The 18,503-nt window shown below is 67.1% G+C and carries 20 protein-coding genes; 10 read left to right on the top strand and 10 right to left on the bottom strand.

The window, feature by feature from the left end; genetic code table 11:
- Nucleotides 1–67: 67 nt before the first annotated feature.
- The 6 genes from dmpG to ACV22V_RS07220 all read right to left on the bottom strand — a co-directional run bounded on the left by dmpG (nt 68) and on the right by ACV22V_RS07220 (nt 6,837).
- On the bottom strand, nt 68–1,108 hold the full coding sequence (gene dmpG / locus ACV22V_RS07245; protein WP_059691330.1) for a 4-hydroxy-2-oxovalerate aldolase: 1,041 nt from the start codon (nt 1,106–1,108) through the stop codon (nt 68–70).
- Between the two features lie 16 nt (nt 1,109–1,124).
- On the bottom strand, nt 1,125–2,024 hold the full coding sequence (locus ACV22V_RS07240) for an acetaldehyde dehydrogenase (acetylating) (protein ID WP_124613932.1): 900 nt from the start codon (nt 2,022–2,024) through the stop codon (nt 1,125–1,127).
- 13 nt (nt 2,025–2,037) lie between these two features.
- Nucleotides 2,038–2,820: a 2-oxopent-4-enoate hydratase gene (dmpE, locus tag ACV22V_RS07235; RefSeq protein WP_059697650.1), complete on the bottom strand. Its 783-nt coding sequence runs from the start codon at nt 2,818–2,820 to the stop codon at nt 2,038–2,040.
- 98 nt (nt 2,821–2,918) lie between these two features.
- Nucleotides 2,919–4,301, bottom strand: a complete 1,383-nt coding sequence (locus tag ACV22V_RS07230) for a DUF1329 domain-containing protein (RefSeq protein ID WP_059537769.1) — start codon at nt 4,299–4,301, stop codon at nt 2,919–2,921.
- A 41-nt stretch (nt 4,302–4,342) separates the two neighbouring features.
- Entirely contained in the window at nt 4,343–5,908 is a 1,566-nt protein-coding gene (locus ACV22V_RS07225; protein WP_448013381.1) for a DUF1302 domain-containing protein, read from the bottom strand.
- Between the two features lie 149 nt (nt 5,909–6,057).
- Entirely contained in the window at nt 6,058–6,837 is a 780-nt protein-coding gene (locus ACV22V_RS07220; RefSeq protein WP_448013380.1) for an SDR family oxidoreductase, read from the bottom strand.
- A gap of 138 nt (nt 6,838–6,975) precedes the next feature.
- On the opposite strand from ACV22V_RS07220, the gene ACV22V_RS07215 reads away from it, so the two are divergent.
- From ACV22V_RS07215 to ACV22V_RS07190, 6 genes are all read left to right on the top strand, one after another.
- A complete protein-coding gene (locus tag ACV22V_RS07215) occupies nt 6,976–7,821 on the top strand; it encodes an alpha/beta fold hydrolase (RefSeq protein ID WP_448013379.1) in 846 nt (281 codons plus the stop codon).
- Between the two features lie 62 nt (nt 7,822–7,883).
- A complete protein-coding gene (locus tag ACV22V_RS07210; protein ID WP_448013378.1) occupies nt 7,884–8,672 on the top strand; it encodes an SDR family NAD(P)-dependent oxidoreductase in 789 nt (262 codons plus the stop codon).
- A 38-nt stretch (nt 8,673–8,710) separates the two neighbouring features.
- Nucleotides 8,711–9,460: an electron transfer flavoprotein subunit beta/FixA family protein gene (locus tag ACV22V_RS07205; RefSeq protein ID WP_448013377.1), complete on the top strand. Its 750-nt coding sequence runs from the start codon at nt 8,711–8,713 to the stop codon at nt 9,458–9,460.
- A gap of 16 nt (nt 9,461–9,476) precedes the next feature.
- Nucleotides 9,477–10,409 carry an electron transfer flavoprotein subunit alpha/FixB family protein gene (locus ACV22V_RS07200; protein ID WP_448013376.1) on the top strand — a complete coding sequence of 311 codons (933 nt, stop codon included), beginning with the start codon at nt 9,477–9,479 and terminating at the stop codon, nt 10,407–10,409.
- Between the two features lie 3 nt (nt 10,410–10,412).
- Complete coding sequence (locus ACV22V_RS07195) at nt 10,413–10,943, top strand: acyltransferase (RefSeq protein WP_448013375.1); 531 nt, start codon at nt 10,413–10,415, stop codon at nt 10,941–10,943.
- 230 nt (nt 10,944–11,173) lie between these two features.
- A complete protein-coding gene (locus tag ACV22V_RS07190; RefSeq protein ID WP_059690174.1) occupies nt 11,174–11,422 on the top strand; it encodes a hypothetical protein in 249 nt (82 codons plus the stop codon).
- Nucleotides 11,423–11,445: 23 nt separating this feature from the next.
- Here the strand turns inward: ACV22V_RS07190 and ACV22V_RS07185 are convergent, their stop codons facing one another.
- Nucleotides 11,446–12,609: an MFS transporter gene (locus ACV22V_RS07185; protein ID WP_448013374.1), complete on the bottom strand. Its 1,164-nt coding sequence runs from the start codon at nt 12,607–12,609 to the stop codon at nt 11,446–11,448.
- A 317-nt stretch (nt 12,610–12,926) separates the two neighbouring features.
- Between ACV22V_RS07185 and ACV22V_RS07180 the strand changes: the two genes are divergently transcribed.
- The 3 genes from ACV22V_RS07180 to ACV22V_RS07170 are packed head-to-tail and all read left to right on the top strand — an operon-like array spanning nt 12,927 to nt 14,746.
- On the top strand, nt 12,927–13,571 hold the full coding sequence (locus ACV22V_RS07180) for a DUF1326 domain-containing protein (protein WP_059700548.1): 645 nt from the start codon (nt 12,927–12,929) through the stop codon (nt 13,569–13,571).
- Nucleotides 13,568–14,359 (top strand): DUF2182 domain-containing protein, encoded by a 792-nt coding sequence (locus ACV22V_RS07175; protein ID WP_448013373.1) that lies wholly within the window; start codon nt 13,568–13,570, stop codon nt 14,357–14,359. The genes ACV22V_RS07180 and ACV22V_RS07175 overlap by 4 nt, the downstream gene beginning before the upstream one ends.
- 39 nt (nt 14,360–14,398) lie before the next feature.
- On the top strand, nt 14,399–14,746 hold the full coding sequence (locus ACV22V_RS07170) for a copper-binding protein (protein WP_059525618.1): 348 nt from the start codon (nt 14,399–14,401) through the stop codon (nt 14,744–14,746).
- Nucleotides 14,747–14,758: 12 nt separating this feature from the next.
- Here ACV22V_RS07170 and ACV22V_RS07165 read toward each other — a convergent pair whose 3' ends face one another.
- Both ACV22V_RS07165 and ACV22V_RS07160 read right to left on the bottom strand, forming a co-directional pair.
- Nucleotides 14,759–15,169: a VOC family protein gene (locus ACV22V_RS07165; RefSeq protein WP_448013372.1), complete on the bottom strand. Its 411-nt coding sequence runs from the start codon at nt 15,167–15,169 to the stop codon at nt 14,759–14,761.
- Between the two features lie 63 nt (nt 15,170–15,232).
- Complete coding sequence (locus ACV22V_RS07160; protein WP_059700540.1) at nt 15,233–15,694, bottom strand: Lrp/AsnC family transcriptional regulator; 462 nt, start codon at nt 15,692–15,694, stop codon at nt 15,233–15,235.
- Nucleotides 15,695–15,808: 114 nt separating this feature from the next.
- Between ACV22V_RS07160 and ACV22V_RS07155 the strand changes: the two genes are divergently transcribed.
- The gene (locus ACV22V_RS07155; protein ID WP_448013371.1) at nt 15,809–16,447 is read left to right on the top strand and encodes a LysE family translocator; all 639 of its coding nucleotides are present in this window, start codon (nt 15,809–15,811) and stop codon (nt 16,445–16,447) included.
- A 34-nt stretch (nt 16,448–16,481) separates the two neighbouring features.
- On the opposite strand, the gene ACV22V_RS07150 is transcribed toward ACV22V_RS07155, so the two are convergent.
- Nucleotides 16,482–18,410: a TonB-dependent receptor domain-containing protein gene (locus ACV22V_RS07150; protein WP_059690168.1), complete on the bottom strand. Its 1,929-nt coding sequence runs from the start codon at nt 18,408–18,410 to the stop codon at nt 16,482–16,484.
- Nucleotides 18,411–18,503 lie beyond the last annotated feature (93 nt).

The following is an 18,503-nucleotide window of genomic DNA, read 5'->3' as shown; positions in this document are numbered from 1 at the left end:
GGGGCGCATCGCGCTCCGTTCCGCAGATTCGCCGACGTATCGGGCGATGGCGGCCCGATATCGTCGATCACGCCGGTTGCGCCGCCACCTCCCGCGCGCGAACCATCGTCAGCGCCGCATCCTCGATCATGTCCTCCTGCCCGCCGACGAGCCGCTGGCGACCCAGTTCGACGAGGATGTCGCGCGCCGGAATCCCGTATTTCGCTTCCGCACGCTTCGCGAACAGCAGGAACGACGAGTAGACGCCCGCATAGCCGAGCGTCAGCGCATCGCGGTCGAGGCGGATCGGCGCGTCCATGATCGGCACGACGAGATCCTCGGCCACGTCGGAAATCGCGAACACGTCGACGCCCGTCTCGATCCCCATCCGGTCGCACACGGCGACGAACACTTCCATCGGCGTATTGCCCGCGCCCGCGCCGAGGCCGGCTGCGGCCGCGTCGATCCGGTTCGCGCCGGCGGCGACCGCCGCGACCGAGTTCGCGACGCCCATCGCGAGGTTGTGATGCCCGTGGAAGCCGAGTTCCGTCTCCGGCTTCAGCGCGGCGCGCACCTGGCCGATCCGCGCGGTCACGTCGTCGGGCAGCATGTGGCCGGCCGAATCGGTGATGTAGATGCAGTTCGCGCCGTACGACTCCATCAGCTTCGCCTGCACGACGAGCTGCTCGGGCGACGACATGTGCGCCATCATCAGGAATCCGACCGTATCGAGTCCGAGCGTGCGCGCCAGGCCGATGTGCTGTTCCGACACGTCCGCTTCGGTGCAGTGCGTGGCCACGCGGATCGTGCCGACGCCGAGTTCGTGCGCCATGCGCAAGTGTTCGACGGTCCCGATGCCCGGCAGCAGCAGCGCCGACACCTTCGCCTGCTTCAGCTCCGGGATCACGGCGCTCAGGTACGCCTCGTCGGTATGCGCGGGAAAACCGTAGTTGACCGATGCGCCGCCGAGCCCGTCGCCGTGCGTGACCTCGATCAGCGGCACGCCGGCCGCATCGAGCCCGCGCGCGATGTTGCGCATCTGGTCGAGCGTGATCTGATGACGTTTCGGGTGCATTCCGTCGCGCAACGACATGTCGTGGACGGTGATCTTCTTGCCTGCAAGTGACATCGTGTGACTCCTCGACTCAAGCGGTGGCGGCCGTCGCGGCCAGCATCTGTTCGGCGAAACGTTCGGCCGTGGCGGCCGCGGCGGCGGTCATGATGTCGAGGTTGCCCGCGTACTTCGGCAGGTAGTCGCCGAGCCCCTCGACTTCCATGAAGACCGACACGCGGTTGCCGTCGAACACCGGGCCGTTCTTCAGCGTGTAGCCGGGCACGTAGCGCTGCACTTCCTTGACCATCGCGTGCACCGACGCGGTGATCGCATCGACGTCGGGCGGGCCGTCGGTCAGGCAGTGGATCGTGTCGCGCATGATCAGCGGCGGTTCGGCCGGATTGATCACGATGATCGCCTTGCCCTTGCGGGCGCCGCCGACCTGTTCGATCGCGCCGGACGTCGTGCGCGTGAATTCGTCGATGTTCTTGCGCGTGCCGGGGCCGACCGAGCGCGACGATACCGTTGCGACGATCTCGCCGTACGCGACCGGCTGCACGCGCGACACCGCGTACACCATCGGGATGGTCGCCTGGCCGCCGCAGGTCACCATGTTCACGTTCATCTGCGCGCTGTCGAGGTGCGCGTCGAGGTTCACCGGCGGCACGCAATACGGCCCGATCGCGGCGGGCGTCAGGTCGATCATCTTCACGCCGAGCGCGGTGAGCTTATCGGAGTTGTCGCGATGCACGTAGGCGGAGGTCGCGTCGAATGCGATGCGGATGTCGTCGGCGGCGACGTGCGGCAGCAGCCCGTCGACGCCCTGGTCGGTGGTCTTCAGGCCGAATTCGCGGGCGCGCGCGAGGCCGTCGGATGCCGGATCGACGCCGACCATCCACACGGGTTCGAGCACCGTCGAGCGGCGCAGCTTGTACAGCAGGTCGGTGCCGATGTTGCCGGGCCCGATCAGTGCGCATTTGATTTTCTTCATCAGGTTCGTTCCTTTAGATAAAGCGGACGTCGCAACTGCCGATGCCGGAGATGTGCATCGACAGCGCGTCGCCGGCCGTGACCGGAATCAGTTTCGCGAGCGAGCCGGACAGCACGATCTCGCCGGCAAGCAGCGGCACGTCGTATTCGGCGAGGGTGTTCGCGAGCCACGCGACGGCGTCGGCGGGATGGCCGAGCGCCGCGTCGCCGCGGCCTTGCGCGACGCGCTCGCCGTTCTTCTCGATCGTCATCTCGCACGCGGCGAGGTCGAGCGTGCGCGGGTCGACGCGCGCATCGCCAAGCACGTACACGCCGCACGACGCGTTGTCGGCGACGGTGTCCTCGATACGAATCGCCCAGTCGCGGATGCGCGAATCGACGATCTCGAAGCAGGGCGCGACGGCGGCCGTCGCGGCGATCACGTCGGTGCGGTCGATGCCGGGGCCGCGCAGGTCGCGCGCGAGGATGAACGCGATTTCGCCTTCGGCGCGCGGCGCGATCAGCGATTCGGTGGCGATCGCCTCGCCGGCCGCGTAGTGCATGCCGGACAGCAGGATGCCGAAATCGGGCTGGCGCACGTTCAGCATGTCCTGCACGGCCTGGCTCGTCACGCCGATCTTCTTGCCGACCACCGATTCGCCGCGCTCGACGCGGCGTTCGATGAAGCGTTGCTGGATGCGGTACGCATCGTCGAGGGACAGCCGGCGCGGGCGGCTCGACAGCGGTGCGACCGGTGCGCGTGCGTGCCACGCGGCGTACAGCTCGTCGCCGAGCGTCGTATGCAAGCGGGAAGACATGAAAGGGCCCTCGAATGGAAAAGGCCGCCGTCCCGGGCGGCGTCGGGCGCCGGAGCGCGGCTCCGGCGCGTGGGGCGCGGGCGTGCCGCGCCGGATGCTTAGTTACCCGAACTGCGGATCGCGTCCGGCGAGAAGTACGCCTCGCTGAACTGCGGGCTGCTGTCGAGTTTCGGCATCGGCCCTTCGTTGGTCAGGCGGTCGGCCATGTACGCGCCGGAGATCAGGTCGTGGAAGAACACGACGCCGGGGTAGAACGTCTTCGCGTCGTACGCGTACAGCGTCGTCGCGACGTTGGTGCGCCACAGCTGGCCGCGTGCGTCGTAGTTGTCGGCGAGCAGCGTCATCCACGAATCCTCGTCGATGTACAGGACGCGCTTCGCATACTGATGGCGATAGCCGCTCTTCAGCGTCGCCTGCAGCACCCATACGCGATGCAGCTCGTAGCGGATGTACGACGGGTTCTCGTGGCCCTTGGTCAGCAGGTCCGCATACTTGACGGAGCTGTCCATCGCCTTGTAGTTGTCGTACGGCACGTAGATTTCGCGCTTGCCGACGATCTTCCAGTCGTAGCGGTCGCCGGGGCCGTTGTACAGGCGGTCGTCGTCGACGGTGCGGAAACCGCCGGGGCCCTGCGGCTGGTCATAGCCGTATTCGGGCGCCTGGCGCACGCGCCGCGTGCCGGGGTTGTACATCCACGTGCGCGACGAGTTGTCGGCGCCGGCCTTGTCCCAGTTCGTGAAGCCGACGATCAGCGAGCCGCGGTCCGACAGCGGCAGCTCCGTCGCGTTGCGGTAGAACGTGCGGTTGTTCAGGTCGCTCTTCACGTCGTACTTGCCGACGTTGCGCGGCGAGTAGATGTCGTAGCGCACCTTGCCCCACGCGATGTTGCCGTCGGAGTACACGACCGCCTGATCGTAGGTCGCCTGCTCGGTGCCGATCGCCGACGAGAAGCGCTGGTTCCACAGCAGCTCGGCGGCCGTCTTCGGAATCGGGTAGGGCACTTGCGGCGGCGCGTTGGTCAGCCCGTTCGCGTCGGGCGTCATCGTCGAGTCGGGCGCGTACGTGCGGATGTCCTTGTAGACGGAATCCGCGTAGCGGAAGTCGCGATGGCTCGGGTAGACGTTGATCTTGAACGTGGCCGGGTAGCGCTTGAACATCGCCTTCTGGCCATCGGTCAGGTGCTCCGCGTACTGCGCCATGTTCTCCGCGGTGATCGTCGCGACCGGCTTCTCGCTCGCGAACGGATCGGGGTAGCGGCCGCCGCGCTTGTACTGCACGTCGGGCGGCGTGCCGAGCCACTTGCCCGACCACTCCGGCACGCCGCTGTCCTTGCTCGCGGCGCGCACGGCGCCCATCGGCGTGAGCGGGCCGTCGAGCGCCTTCAGGTCGTCCGGCGTGACCTTCGGGAACGACGCCGTCGCGACGAGTGCGCACGCGGCCATCACCGACGCGCGCAGGAGGGGGAGACGAGTTCGTTTCATGACAAATCCTCTTCTTGCTGAGTGACGAGCGGCCGGGCCGCTCAGAAGTGGTAGGTCGCCGTGGCCAGCACGTAGTCCCGATCGGCGAGCGGACGCGTGACGGGATTCGGCGAACCGAGGAACTTCGCGTAGACGAGCGACAGCGACAGGTTGCTCAGGCGCGTGAACGTGACGCCGGCGGTCACGCGGTGGTCGCCCTGACCCGTCAGCGAGCCGAGCGCGCCGGCCAGCGGCGACGTACCCGCCAGGTCGTGCGTGTACGTGAGCGGCACGTCGAGATCCCAGCCGTTGAACACGTTCTTGTAGCTGAGCGTCCAGGCCAGCTCGAGGGCGAGCGCGTTGCGCGAGTTCGTGAGGGTGGTCGAGCCGTCGACGGCCGAGATGCCGCCCGCGTGCACGTACGTGATTTCACCGACCAGCGACTGCGAATTCGCGAGGAAGCTCGGCCCGATCGAGTAGATGCCGGACAGGTTGAGCTGCGTGACGTTCGCGCGCGTCGCCTGCGCGCCGGTCGGTGTGTTGACGAGCACGGCCGCGCCCTGGCGGTATGACGCCTCGCCCGCGACGTTGACCGGACCGACCTGCGTCGAGAAGCTCGCGCCGGTCAGCTTGATGTTGTTGAAATAGGTCTGCCGGTACTGGAGCACGGGATAGAACGACGTGACGACGCTCGGGTTCATGTCGTTGTAATGCAGGTGATACACGCCGAGCTCGGTATCGCCGAACACGCGCAGGCGTGCGCCGATACCCCACTGGTTGTGCGCGCTCGGCTTTTCGTCTGCACCGCGCGGAATGATCATCCCGCCCGGGCCGATGATGAACTGCGCGCCCGGGCCGACCACGTCCGAATAGCTCCAGTACGTGCCGGGCGCGGTCAGGCGGTTCTGCTGGAACGAGAACTGGTAGTAGCCGAGCAGGCTGAAGTTCGGCGTGATCTGCCACTGCGTCGAGATCTGCGGCACGGGCAGCAGGATGTCCTTCACCTGAGCGCCCGCGACATAGGACTTGGTGGCGTCGGCCGGGCCTTGCGCGCCCGCGATGTTCGGGAAGAACAGGCTTTCGCCCCACGCGACCACCTGGTCGCCGACCTTCACGTTCAAGCTCGTCGCGCCGATCTTGAAGGTGTTGTACGCGTAGGCGGCGAGCAGCGTCGTGTGGCCGCCCGACCAGTAGCGGGCATCGCTCGTGAAGTTGTTGTACTGGCCCGAATGGTTCACGGTGCCCGGCGCGTCGTTGTAGTTCGGGCGGTGATAGGCCTGATCGTAGAACGTGCTCGCGCGGACGAACACACCCCAGTCGTCGTGCTTCAGGTTCACTTCGCCGAGCAGGCTCACCTGATTCTCGATCAGCTTGTTCTTCGCGAAGTTGCGATCGCCGTCGTCGCCATTGATGTTCGCGGGCGTCAGCAGATTGCCGCTCGGCGCACGCGTGCGCATGCCGAGGCCGTAACTCAGCGTGAACGTGTAGTCCAGCGTCGTGTCGGCGCCAAGCTCGATCGTGCTGCCTGCGTGCGCGTTGGGAACGGCGCACGTCAGCAGCGCGGCGGCCAGCGTCGACAGCGTGGCGGCGGCCCGCTTGTCGGTACGGCGCGAAATCCGTTGATGCATGGTGTCTCCTCTGGGGTATCGACGACGGTCGACTGTGGTTGTCGTGAGAGGCAGAGTAGGGAGATCGCGGTAGCAGGGAATCGTCGAAATGAACTAGATGACTTCCCTAGGACTGGAAACGATCGGGGCGTGCCGGTCGCGTTCGCGCGTCAGCGTGGTTCCGTTCGTGCCGCCGCGAGGAACGCCGGCCGTTCGCCGCCCCCGTCGAGCCGCAGGTTCGCGCCCGACGTGTACGACGCATCGGACGACGCGAGGAACAGGCACGCCGATGCGACGTCGTCGGGCGTCGCGAGCCGCCCCGCGGGAATCGTCGCGCGGATCGCGTCGAGCGCGGCGTCGTCGCCGTAGTGGCCTTCGGTCGCGGATTCGGTCTGCACGAGGCTCGGGCTGATCGCGCACACGCGCACGCGCGGCGCCCATTCGACCGCGAGCGACGTGACCGCGTTGACGAGGCCCGCCTTCGCGGCGCCATAGGCGGCGGTGCCGGGCGAGGGACGCGATGCGCTGACGCTCGCGATGAACAGCATCACGCCGCCGTGCGGTTGCGGCTGCATGATCGCGTTCACGCGCTGCGCGAGTTGCAGTGGCGCAATCAGGTTCAGTCGCACGATCGATTCGGTGAAGCGCGGCGACGCGTCGGCCGCGAGCACGAACGGCGAGCCGCCCGCGTTGTTGACCAGCACGTCGAGGCAGCCGGTGGCGTCGCGGATCGTCGCGAGCATCGCGTCCACCTGCTCGATGTCGCGCAGGTCGGCCGCAATGAAGGTGGCCGTGCGGCCGCCGCCGGAAGGCGGCGTGTCGGGCGCGCTGCGCCCGCACACGAACACGCGCGCGCCCGCCGCGAGAAACCGCTCGGCGATGCGCCGCCCGATGCCCTTGGTGCCGCCCGTCACGAGCACCGTCCTGCCGCTGTAGTCGAATCCGTTCATCGTCTGCCTCCGTTTCGGTGGCCCGATGATAGGAACAAGCGCGCGCGGTTTCGTAGTCTGAAAGGATGATGCCGGCGGGCGCCGGCGGCGCAATCATCGTGGCAGGCATCCATCGACCGATGAAGGAGACAACCCGCGATGACGACCCCCACGACGCCGCCGGCCGGCATCTTCACCGACGTACCGGGCGGCCTGCGCCTGCATCACTTCGAGGCGGGCGATGGCCGCCCGGTGGTGTTCATCCACGGCAGCGGCCCGGGCGCCAGCGGTTTCAGCAACTTCAAGCACAACTACCCGGCATTCGCGGCTGCGGGCCATCGCGCGATCGTCGTCGACCTGCCGGGCTACGGGCAGTCGTCGAAGCCGTCCGACGTCGCCTACACGCTCGATTTCTTCGTCGATGCGCTGCACGCGCAGCTGTCCGCGCTCGGCATCGGGCCGGCCGTGCTGCTCGGCAATTCGCTGGGCGGCGCGATCGCGCTGAAATACGCGCTCGATTATCCCGACGAAGTCGACGGGCTGATCATGATGGCGCCGGGCGGCGTCGAGGATCGCGACACCTATTTCCGGATGGAAGGAATCCAGCGAATGGTGAAGCTGTTCACCAATCGCCAGATGAATGACGACACCATGCGCGAGCTGCTGACGCTGCTGGTGCACGATCCGGCGATCGTCACCGACGCGCTCGTCGCCGAGCGGATGACGGTGTGCGTCGAGCAGCCGACCGAAGTGCTGTCGACGATGAGCGTGCCGAACCTGACGGGGGCGCTCGGCGACCTGCGCTGCCCGGTGCTCGGCTTCTGGGGCACGGACGATCGCTTCAATCCGGTCGGCGGCGCGCTGACGTTCCTCGAACGCTGCCGCGACGCACGATTCGTACTGCTGAACCGTTGCGGCCACTGGGTCATGGTGGAACACGCGGCGTATTTCAATCGCGAATGCCTCGATTTCCTGGCGGCGCCTGCCGCGGCCGCCTCACGATAACGCCCGATGCCCCTGATGACCGGCCCGTTCGAGGCCGGTTCGCCTGACTACACGGAGACACAATGAAACTCATCGAAGACCTGTTCGACCTGCGCGGCAAGGTGGCCGCGATCACCGGCGGCGCGCGCGGCATCGGCGCGGAAACGGCTCGCACGCTGGCCGCGGCCGGCGCGAGCGTCGCGATCCTCGACGTGCTGTCGCAACCGGCGGAAGCACTCGTCGAGGAGATCCGCGCGCAGGGCGGCCAGGCCGCGTTCTGGTCGCTCGACGTGACGCGCGAGGCCGACGTGGCGCGCGTGTTCGACGAGATCGTCGCGCGCTTCGGGCGCCTCGACGTGCTCGTGAACAACGCGGGCATCGAAGGGCACAACGTGCCGACGCACGAACTCACGCTCGCGCAATGGCAGCGCGTGCAGGACGTGAACGTCAACGGCGTGTTCCTGTGCACGCGCGCCGCGATTCCGCACATCGAGGCGGCCGGCGGCGGCTCGATCGTGAACCTGTCGTCGATGTACGGGATCGTCGGCGGTCCCGACGTGCCCGCGTATCACGCGTCGAAGGCGGCGGTGCGGATGATGGCGAAGGTCGACGCGATGCTGTATGCGGCGAAGAACATCCGCGCGAACTCGGTGCATCCGGGCTATATCCGCACGCCGATGCTCGAGGACGCATTCCGCCAGATGGGCCAGGATCCGGACCGCGCGTTCGAATACATGCAGACGCACGTGCCGATGGCGAAGATCGGCAGCCCGCGCGACATCGCGGCCGGCATCCTGTATCTCGTGTCGCCGGCGGGGCGCTACGTGACGGGTGCGGAGCTGGTGATCGACGGTGGATACACCGCGCGCTGACGCGCCGCGGCGGTCGAAACGAAACAGGAGACACGCAGTTGAAAGCGCTCGTGGCAGTGAAGCGCGTGGTCGACGCGAACGTGAAGGTCGGCGTGAAGTCCGACCGCACCGGCGTCGACATCGCGAACGTGAAGATGTCGATGAATCCGTTCGACGAAATCGCCGTCGAAGAAGCCGTGCGATTGAAGGAGGCCGGCATCGTGGCGGAAGTGATCGCGGTGTCGGTCGGTGTGACGCAAGCGCAGGAAACGCTGCGCACGGCGCTGGCGATCGGTGCGGATCGCGCGATCCTCGTCGAGTCGAACGACAGCGTCGAGCCGCTGGCCGTCGCGAAGATACTGAAGGCGCTGGTCGACAAGGAACAGCCGCAACTCGTGATTCTCGGCAAGCAGGCGATCGACGACGATTCGAACCAGACGGGCCAGATGCTGGCCGCGCTGGCAGGCCTGCCGCAAGCGACGTTCGCATCGAAGGTCACGATCGCCGATGGCCGTGCCACGGTCGCCCGTGAAGTCGACGGCGGCGCGGAAACGCTGTCGCTGCAACTGCCGGCAGTCGTGACCACGGACCTGCGCCTGAACGAGCCGCGCTACGTGACGCTGCCGAACATCATGAAGGCGAAGAAGAAGCCGCTGGAAACGGTGAAGCCGGAAGACCTGGGCGTGGACGTCGCGCCGCGTCTGAAGACGCTGAAGGTGGCCGAGCCGCCGAAGCGCGCGGCCGGCGTGAAGGTGCCGGACGTGAAGACGCTGGTCGAGAAGCTGAAGACCGAAGCCAAGGTGCTGTAAGAGGGAGCGGAAAGAAATGACGATTCTGGTGATTGCAGAACACGACAACGCGTCGATCAAGGCCGCGACGCTGAACACGGTGGCGGCGGCAGCGAAGATCGGCGGTGACATTCACGTGCTGGTCGCGGGGCACAACGCGCAGGGCGCGGCCGATGCGGCAGCGAAGATCGCAGGCGTGTCGAAGGTACTGCTGGCCGACGCGCCGCAGCTTGCCGACGGTCTCGCCGAGAACATCGAAGCGACGGTGCTGACCATCGCGGAGAATTACTCGCACATCCTCGCGCCGGCAACCGCCTACGGCAAGAACGTCGCACCGCGCATCGCCGCGAAGCTGGACGTCGCGCAGATTTCGGACATCACGGCGGTCGATTCGGCCGACACGTTCGAGCGTCCGATCTATGCGGGCAATGCGATCGCGACGGTGCAGTCGAGCGATCCGATCAAGGTGATCACGGTGCGTGCAACGGGTTTCGATCCGGTTGCAGCGGAAGGCGGCAGCGCATCGGTCGAGAAGATCGAAGCGGCGGCCGATGCAGGCAAATCGCAGTTCGTGAGCCGTGAAGTAACGAAGCTGGATCGTCCGGAGCTGACGTCGGCGAGCATCATCGTGTCGGGCGGCCGCGGCCTGGGCAGCGGCGAGAACTACACGAAGGTGCTGGAGCCGCTGGCCGACAAGCTGTCGGCAGCACTGGGCGCATCGCGCGCGGCAGTCGACGCCGGCTACGTGCCGAACGACTACCAGGTCGGCCAGACCGGCAAGATCGTCGCGCCGCAGCTGTACATCGCGGTCGGCATTTCGGGCGCGATCCAGCATCTGGCCGGCATGAAGGATTCGAAGGTGATCGTCGCGATCAACAAGGATCCCGAAGCGCCGATCTTCAGCGTGGCCGACTACGGCCTCGTCGGCGATCTGTTTACGCTCGTTCCCGAAGCGGCCGCGGCGCTCTGAGCGATGCCGCTGTTCGAATTCAACGGCATGCGGCCTCGCGTCGATCCGTCCGCGTACGTTCATCCGAGCGCGGTCGTGATCGGCGACGTGACGATCGGCGCGGGCTGCTACATCGGCCCGCATGCCAGCCTGCGCGGCGACTTCGGCGCGATCGTCGTCGATGACGGCAGCAACGTGCAGGACGGCTGCGTGCTGCACGTCGGCATCGGCGAGACGTGCCGGCTCGGCGCGAACAGCCACATCGGCCACGGCGCGATCGTGCACGGCGCGACGCTCGAGCCGGACACGATGATCGGGATGAACGCGGTCGTGATGGACGGCGCGACGATCGGCGCGACGACGATCGTCGCGGCCTGCGCGTTCGTGAAGGCCGGCTACGTCGTGCCGCGCGGCGTGCTGCTCGCCGGCGTGCCGGGGCGCGTGGTGCGGCGGTTGAGCGCAGCGGAGATCGACGCGAAGGCGAACGGCACGCGCGTCTATCAGCAGCTCGCGGTGGATTGCCTGAGGACGCTCAAGCAGATCGACGGCGCGTAGGCGATGCGCGTCATCGATCCGGCGGCGGCTGCTTGCCGGCGAGAAAGCCGTCGTCGGGCGGCGTGAATGGTGCGTCTCCGTGCACGGAGCGACGGTTTTTCTCGGGGTTTGTGCGGATGGCGATTCGCCTTCGCGCATGCCGGTCGTGACGTTCACGCGGGATCGATTGCCTGATGCGGCGTCGTTGTCTTAAGATCGGCGTCAGACCATCCCTCCGCCTCCGGCGCCGAATGAAAACGACCACACGCCTGCGCGTCGCCATCATCGCTTCGGCTTTCGCCGTCTATCACATATTCATGCACGTCCAGTGGGTCGCCAGCGGTTGCATCGCGTTCCTCGGCAGCCGGCATTGCAGCTTCGAGAACAGTGCGAATTTCGAAGGAATGATGGACCTCGACCTGCTGCTGACCTGCGCGTGGGTCGCGGGCGCGGTGATGGGATGGTTCGCCGTCGCCCGCGCGCCGAAGAAACCCGGTTAGCCGAGCGGGCGCCGCGCAGCCGCCTATTGCGTGCGCACCGGCGCCGGCCGGTCGTGCAGGAACGCGAGCGACAGCGCCGCGAGACCGCTGCTCGCGATGAGCATCAGCAACGCGCCCTTGCCGGCATGCACCATGACCCAGCCGCCGACCGACGGAAAGCCGAACGTGCCGATGAAATACGACGCGACGAACCACGTCAGCACGCCATGCCGTTGCGTATCCGCGCAATCGTTGAGCGCCTGTGCCTGGATGACCGGATACATGAGCCCGTAGCCGGCGCCGAGCAGCACGGCCGCGACGGCCTGTAGCGATGCATGCTGGGCGGCGCCGAACATGGCGAGCGCACCAAGCATCATCATCGTGAGCAACCCCTTGGTCGCGGTTTCGGGGCGCGCCATCCTGACCCATTTCCCAAGCAGCCAGCGCGCACTCAGTACCGTCATCGTGTAAAGGCTGAAGAATGTGCCGGCGCGCGCCTGCGTGCCTTGCATGAACGACATCTGGAACGTCATCAGGCCGGAGAACACGCAGGTGCCGAGCGCGATCATCGCGATCGGCGCGGCCGCGCGCGTGCGCGAGATGGCCCGGAGTTCGCGCACCCAGCGGCCACCGGATGCCGCGGCGGGCGGGTGCGGACACAGGCGACCGAACGCTTCGAACAGCAGCGATGCGAGCGCGCACAGCGCGCCGACCGCATAAAGCGTGTCGTCGATCGACCAGTGGAGCATGCGCATCGCATACGAGGCAAACGCGGGAGATGCGCCGATCCCCGTCATCTGGAAAGTCGCCGAGCGGAAGAACCACACGTTCCGGGCGGCGCCGCTGGTCCGCTCGGCCAGCGACATCGGCGCGGCCAGGTGAAACGCGCCCCAGCCGAAGCCGACCAGGAAGCCGGACGGCAAATCGGCGGCCGGCGCGCGCCCGACGAGTGCGAAGCCGACGATGCCGGCGCCGATGCACAGCGACGACAGCGCGGCGATCCGCGCGGCGCCGATCTGCCGCGAGAACCAGCCGACCACCGCCAGACCGGCGAAGGTGCCGACGGTCGCGGCGGCCAGTGCGGCTCCGGTATCGAGATCGCTGCCGCCGATCGCGCGAAAACGCATCGACAGCAGGAAGGTCGCGCCGTAGCCGCCCGCGGTGAGCAGGGTGCCGACGAGAAAGAGCAACGCAGTTTGAACGCGCATGACAGCCATCCGGGGCGGCAGAGACGGTCAGAAATCGTCGAATGCGAGACAGTATGGACCAGGACGATGCGGGATGCCCGCATTTGCGATGACGTGATCGCGACATCGGCTCCTGTCGGACATGGCTCGAACATGGTCCACCGGACGCGCCGGAGGCCCCGCACGACGACAACGCATTCGTCCGATCAGCGTCGTCGCACGACGCCGGCGGCGGCATTTACTTCGCTCGTTCGCGCGTCTCGCGCGGCCTTTGCTTTCCCCTGTGCGCTGCACTAGATTCGAAGCATTACGTGCCACCGAACGCGCGAGGTGAAGCCATGACGCCTTGGGAGATTCAGGGAACCGAACTAATGAACTGCAATTGCTCATACGGTTGCCCCTGCCAGTTCAATTCGTTGCCGACGCACGGCAACTGCGAAGCGATGGGTGCGATTTCGATCGAAAGCGGCCACTACGGCGACGTGGTGCTCGATGGCGTCCGGATCGCGGTCGTGTTCCAGTGGCCGGGGCCGATTCACGAAGGCCACGGACGATGCCAGCCGATCGTCGACGAGCGCGCGAGTCCGGCGCAGTGCGAGGCCGTGCTGAAGATCATGACCGGTCAGGACACCGATCCGTTCGCGACGATGTTCTCCGTGTTCGCGTCGACGCTCGAGCACGCATACGATCCGATCTTCGCGAAGATCGATTTCGACGTCGATGTCGATGCGCGGCGCGGCCGAATCGGCGTCGAGGGCGTGTTCGACATCGTCGGCGAACCGATCCGCAATCCGGTGACGGGCGCCGAGCATCGCGTGCGGATCGACCTGCCGCACGGCTTCGAATACGAGCTGGCCGAGATCGGTTCGGGCACCGGCCGGTCGCGCGGGCACATCGAGCTGAATCTCGAGCGGAGCTACGCGCAGTTCGCGCGGCTGCACCTGAACAACCATGGGCTGATCCGGCATCGCGTCGCGGCATGATCCCCGTCGGCGATTTTCTCGGACGCGAGCGCGTCGTCACGCTGCTCGGCATGGCCGCGCTCGTCGGCGCGTGCTGGGTCTACCTGTGGACGGGCGCGGGCACCGGCATGTCGGCGCTGGACATGACGGCGGTGGCGTTGTTTCCGCATCGGCTGGCCGGTGACATGGGGGCCATGGATCCGTCGCTGGCGACCGTGGTCCTGATGTGGTGGGTGATGATGATCGCGATGATGACGCCCGGCGCGGCGCCGCTCGTGCTGTTGTACCGGCGCGTACTGCGGCATCGCGGTGCGCAGGGCGACGGGGCGGCCGTGACGTCGGCGTTCCTGCTGGCCGGCTACCTGGCCGCATGGTTGGCGTTCTCGGTCGCCGCCGCCGTGCTGCAGATGCTGCTGCAGCCTGCCGGCCTGATCTCCGGAATGATGCTGTGGTCGAAGAGCGCCGCGCTGTCCGCGATCGTCCTCGCGCTGGCCGGCGCCTATCAATTCTCGCCGCTGAAACAGGCGTGCCTGCGGCAATGCCGGTCGCCGGTCCGGTTTCTCACGACGTACTGGCGCCCGGGAGTCGCGGGCAGCTTCCTGCTCGGTGTGCGGCACGGTGCGTATTGCGTGGGCTGCTGCTGGCTGCTGATGGCGCTGCTGTTCGTCGGCGGCGTGATGAACGTCGTGTGGATCGTCGCGTTGTCGCTGTTCGTGCTCGTCGAAAAGGTGCTGCCGGGCGGCGAGCGCATGGGCCGCGCACTGGGCATCGTGCTGATCGCGTGGGCGGTCGCGACGTTGCTGGTGTAGCGGGCGCGTTCGTTTTTGGCTGAACAGATGAGTGTCTCGATGAAAATCCGATGCCTCGCCATCACCGTCCTCGGCGCGATGGCCGTCGTCGCGACGCCGGTGCGTGCGGGCGGGAGCATGTCCGACATGAGCATGGGCGACATGAAGATGTCGGCGCCGGATTCGGCGTTGACCGATGCCGAAGTGAAGCGGATCGATGCCGCGCACGGCATGGTGACGCTGAAGCACGGCGCGCTCGAGAACGTCGGGATGGCGCCGATGACGATGGCGTTCAAGGCCGGCGACCCGGCGATGATCGAGTCGTTGCACGTGGGCGACAAGGTCAAGGTGCGGGTCGAGCGCGTGGCGGGCACGCTGACGATCGTGAAGCTCGTGCAACGGCAGTAGCGATCGCCGGTGCTAACCCGGTCCGTCGCCGGAGTCACCCTCGGCTTCAGCGAAATTCAACTCGACGCCATTGCCGGCCGGATCGGTGAAAAACAGCTGAAGCTGGCGCGTGAGCGGCACGTACGTGCGCGAGTACCGGACCTGCGCGTCGGCGAGGCGCCGTTCCATGTCGGCGGCGTTCTCGCATGAAAACGCCATATGGTCGAACGTATTGACGACGTGCGCCGGCCGAACCTCGCCGGGCCGCGCTTCCGACAGGTGGAGGATCGCCTGCGCGCCTGCGTAGAGCCAGTAGCCGTTGCTCTGGAACGGCGGTCGATAGCCCGGCTGGAGGCCCACGACGTTCACGTAGAAATCGCGCAGCGTATCGAGCGTGGCGCGATCCGCGCGCAGGTTGTAATGATTGAGTCCGATCACTGACATGGCAGGTTGTCCGGTTCGTGCAAGGTGCGTCGCGCACAGCATCGCGCAACGCGGGGCGTCCTGTCACCCCCGCATGCCTTTGACCGACGCGGCCGGCCGTGCGAGCCCGCGCGCCGGCAGCGGCGTCGACATCACGATCGACGTGCGCGTTTCGCCGTACAGGTTGATGCGCTCGATCAGTTGCTCGAGGTGCGCCATGCTGACGGCGACGAACCGCATCACGTAAGAATCCGCGCCGGTCACGTGATGGCACTCGACCACTTCGGGAATCGTCTCCAGCAGCTTCAGGAATTTCGCCTTCGCCGGCTGCGGCACCGTGATGCCGATCAGCGCGCTCACCGGGTAGCCGGCCGCGGCCGGATTGACCCGCGCCGTGTAGCCGTCGATCACGCCGGCCGATTCGAGGCGCTTCACGCGTTCCGTCACCGCCGGCACCGACAGGTGAACCTGGCGCGCCAGCTCCGTGTAGCTGATGCGGCCGTTGGCCTGCAGCAGTGCGAGTATCTTCCAGTCGAGTTCGTCCATCGCGGCGGAGTTTTTAAGGTGAAGGCCCCATTTTTCCTTAAAAACCGTCTTCAGCGGCGACCGGACTTTCCCTACGATGCGGATCATGTCATTGCATGTCGCGAGGAGCCGGCCATGCTGTTCATCAAGTCCGTCGTGATGGGGTTGTCGATCGCCGTGCCGGTCGGCCCGATCGGCATGCTCTGCATCCAGCGCAGCCTGAGCCGCGGCTTTCACGCGGGGTTCGCGACGGGCATCGGCGCCGCGTGCGCCGATGCGATCTACGGGCTGCTCGGCGCGCTGGGCGTCGCCGGCATCGTCACCGCGTTTCCGGTGCTGACCGTCGCGCTGAAAATCGTCGGCGGCGCGTTCCTCGTGTGGCTGGCCTGGTCCATCGCGCGGCAGGCGCCGGCCGCGTCGGCGGCGGTGCAGGACGTGCCGCGCACGACCGTGTTGCGCGATTTCCTGACGACCTTCGGCCTCACGCTGTCGAACCCGATGACGATCCTGTCTTTCGTCGGGATCTTCGCGGCGCTCGGCCCGCTGGCGGGCACGCATGAAGGCACGATGGGGCTGACCGTGGCGTCGATGGTCGCGGGCGTGTTCCTCGGATCCGCGACGTGGTGGCTGTGCCTGAGCGGCGCGACCGCCGCGTTGCGAGCGAAGATGCCGCTCACGTTCATGCACGGGCTGTCGCGCGTGTCGGCCGTCGTGATCGCGGTGTTCGGCGCGATCCAGTTGATTGCGGGCATGCGCGGCGTCGTCTGGTCATGACGCGCGCCGCGGCACCGGCACACCGCGTGCGCGGTCAGAACGTGTAGCTGACCTTGCCGAACGCAGTGCGGCCGAGCGTGTTGTAGCCGTACGCGGTCATGTACTGACGGTCGAACAGGTTCGACAGCGTCGCCGACACCGTCAGGTGCGAATTGATCCTGTACGACGCGCGCAGGTTCACGGTCAGGTACGACGGCAGATACGTCGTGTTGGCCGGGTCGTCGAACGTCGTGCCGCCGTAGTTCAGCGACGCGCCCGTGCTCAATGCGTGCAGGTTGAATTCGTCCCACGTGTGGTCGACGTTGACGCTGACCGTCTGGCGCGGCCGGCGGTTGAGCCAGCTGTCGTTGGTTTCGTCCTGCGGATTCAGGAAACCGACCGCGACGCTCACCGGCGTATAGCGGCCGATCGTGCCCTTGTACGACAGGTCGATGCCGCGGATATGCGAGCGACCGATGTTCATCGGCGAGCGCGTCGCGGGGTTGTAGGCGATCAGGTTGTTGATGCGCGTGTCGTAGATCGCGGCGCTGAACGTGCCGTACGCCGTGTTCGCATCGAGCGCGGCCTCGACCGAATCGCTGCGTTCCGGGTTCAGGTCCGGGTTGCCGTAGCCCGGGTAGTACAGGTCGTTGAACGAGGGCAGGCGGAACGCGTTGCCGTACGACACGCGCGCCGTATAGACCGGCGTGATGGCCCACGACAGCGCGGCGTTGCCGGTGTTCACGGCCTTCCCGGCGATGATCTCGTGCCGCCCCGCGACGAACATCGTGACGCTGCCGAGCGTCGCCGACTGATGCAACGAGAACGCGGAGTCGTTGCGCGTGGGCACGCCGTCCGGCACGTCGACGGGCAGGAAGGCCTGTTCGCGCGTGAAGTCGTACGCGACCTTCGTCTCGCCCGACAGCGGCAGGCCGAACAGCCGGAAGCCGTGTTCCTGATGGGTCAGCGACGTCGACGAACTGATGCGCTGCGAGTTGATCTGGTCGGTCGGAATGGTCGGGTCGCTCGCATACAGGAACTGGCGGTCGTTCGCATAACCGAACGACTGGTCGAACTGGGTGTCGGGCGTGATGTCGAGATGGAACGCGATGCCGGTCGTCAGCTGATGATCGAGCTCGCGATTCGCAAAGCCGGCGTTGTCATAGGACAGGTCGGAGCGGTGATACAGCGCGAACGTCGAGATCGACCAGTTGTCGCGCGCGTAGCCGAGTCGCGCATCGAGGTCCTGCGCGTGATACGGATTGCGGCCGTCCTCGTGCCCGTAGGCGAACGGCCGCGTCGCGTCGATGCCGGCCGTGTTGTAGCTGTGCAGGCCGAGCGTGTAGGTGAGGCCGCCGAGCGCGGCGAGCGGCCCCGTCGACGGCACGGTGCCCGACGTGCGCACCTGCGTGTCGAAGGTCTTGTTCGAGCCGCCGCCGAACGACACGGTCGTCTGGTTCGGCTGGCCTGCCGCGCGGCGCGTGAACAGTTGCACGACGCCGCCCATCGCGTTCGCGCCGAATGATGCGGCGGCCGGCCCCGAGATCACCTCGACGCGTTCGAACGCGTCGGTCGGCAGGTCGGCCCACGGCGCGATGCCGGTCGTCGGCGAGCCGATCCGGATGCCGTCGATGAACACCGCGACCTGATTGGCGGACGAGCCGCGGATGCTCACGGACGCCGACGAGCCGGGGCCGCCGTTTTGCGAGACGGTCACGCCCGGCAGCGTCGCGAGCGCCTGCGTGATGCTCGGGTCGCTCGGCGACAGCCGATCGAGATCGGCGCGCGTGAGCACCTGTGTCGTCGCATAGCGCTGGTCGAACGATTCGGGCAGGTGCCGCGTGTCGGTCACGCTGATCGTCGGCAGGTCGGCGGCTGCGGCGGGTTGGGGCGGCTGCGGGAGCGCCGTGTCGCCGGCGGCATGGGCGATCGGGGCGAACAGCGCCGTGGCGGCGGACGTGGCGAGAAAGTGGCGAAGATTCATGAGGCAATGAGCGTGATCGTGTTGCGGGTACGGCGAGCGTAAGCGGGTGGCGGTGCGTACCGCCCGGATTCGTATCGGTCTATCGCGAGACCG

Source organism: Burkholderia sp. AW33-5 (assembly GCF_053427615.1).
This window is presented reverse-complemented; position numbering and strand designations above follow the sequence as displayed.